1 protein-coding gene is annotated in these 1,749 nt (G+C 60.7%); it reads right to left on the bottom strand.

Annotated features, from left to right (window positions below; translation table 11 throughout):
• Positions 1-1,505 (bottom strand): glycosyl hydrolase family 28-related protein (locus WCB02_RS27750; RefSeq protein WP_423962952.1); only part of this gene is annotated, 1,505 nt, incomplete at its 3' end.
• Positions 1,506-1,749 lie beyond the last annotated feature (244 nt).

Below are 1,749 nucleotides of genomic sequence, written 5' to 3'. Positions count from 1 at the left end.
CCCAGGAAGCGCACATCGTCGATGAGCGACTGTTCTCCGGCCTTCCAGAGCACCGGTACGGCGCGCAGGTTGAGGGCGCCTGCAAGCATGCCAATTCCGCTCAGGGTATCGGCCGCGCCAGTTGGAGCAAGGATCATCGCCTTGGGTGCGCCGACGCCCTGATAGCCGGGAGTCTGGTCAGGCAGGTCAATCTGACTGAGGATGGGATGCAGCCCGATCAGCACTGTGTCCGCCTTCAGCGCCAGCGTGTCGCTGATCACGTAACGGCCGCTGGGCAAATAGAGTACGCGATGCGTGTCGATGGCGCGCTGCAAGGCCGCGGTGTCATCCGTCGTGCCATCGCCTTTCACGCCGAGCGTGCGCACGTTCACCCACTCGCTGCTCGCCGGCAGCGCGGGAATTGCAGGAGGCAGAATCGCCGGCATCGCGGCTAGCGGTACAGCATCGTACTTCATTCCGATCGAGCCTGATCGGCCTTCACCGGGAACCATGAGCCCGTAGTCGAAGTTCTTCACCCGATAGATCGCACCCTTACCGGCAACGATCCTTCCGCTCTCTCGTAGCTTGGCGAAGACGGGCGCGTTTGAAAGAGTCGCATTCTCGAAGCCGATCTCGGTCAGGGGGTTGTGGTCCAGGCTGATTACCACCGCGGGGCCGGCGATGTTTTCGAAGCGTGAGTCCTTCACCCAGAGCTGGTCAGGATAGCCGCGATCGATGTCGATCGCAGTGGGCACGTTACGAAAGTTGTCGCGAATCAAGGTAAGGCCGGCTGCGTGCTCCCGGATCGCCGCTTCTCGCTGGCCTTCGAAACTCGAGTCGATCAGCGTGAACTGCCAGCCCGGCGAAGTCTGTTCTGTCAGGATGCCGTAGCGTCCACCATAGAAGTGGAGATCTTCGGCCTCGTTGCCTACCATGTATATCCCCGCCAGCCCAGATCCGAGTTGGAAATCCATGTGCGTCAGGAAAGCGTGCTGCGCTACGTGAAAACGGACTGCGACCGCCGCGGGATTGCCATCGCCGATCTCGAAATCAATATTGCTCATGGCCGAGTAAAACGTGTTCTGGTTGGCGTCCGCCGCTTTATCGTTTGGCGGAACGGAGCCGGGCGGAGGAAACGGGACGGGGCCGGCCGAACGAAAGGGAGAGTTCGGCGCCATGCCGGTGAACATGACCATCACGCCCATTCCCTTTTGAAAGCCGGGCGTATTGGCCGGCAGCACGAACACAGGTCGGTTGGCGCCGTAGCCGATCAGCCGCACGCTGGGCCAGACGTAGATGGTGTGCGTGAGCGAGTAGTGGCCCTCGGGCACAAAGACGATGCCCCCGCGAAATTCAGCTGCCGCCTTGTCAATGGCGGCTTGCAGAGCGGTCGAGCTATCGCCGTTCCCGGCGGGGGCTTCCAAATAGACAGCCTTTGGATCATCGAGCCGCGCCGTGATGACGGATGCGGCAAAGGCTGCCGGGCAAAGGCAGAAGGCAAGAATGCACAAAAGAGTCTTCTTCACAGTTCCTCCACAGAACGGCGTCGAGCCCGTCTGCGCAATCCAGCATACGCGACGCGGAAGGCGAGCATTTGCTGGCGCGATCTCTACCGTCCTCCGCGACGGTCACACGTAATTGACTGCTGAGTCGAGGATGAGGTCGAGTGTTCGTGAAGAAAAATCGCCAAGGCCGCTTTCTCCAGCCGAAGGAGAGTGCCCGGTGCTTTGGAATATTCGTCTCATATTTGCCTGTAAGGCTGGCATGTTC

The organism is Bradyrhizobium sp., from assembly GCF_049581145.1.
GTDB lineage: Bacteria > Pseudomonadota > Alphaproteobacteria > Rhizobiales > Xanthobacteraceae > Bradyrhizobium.
The sequence above is the reverse complement of the archived record's forward strand: the minus strand, read 5'-3'. Positions and strand labels throughout refer to the sequence as shown.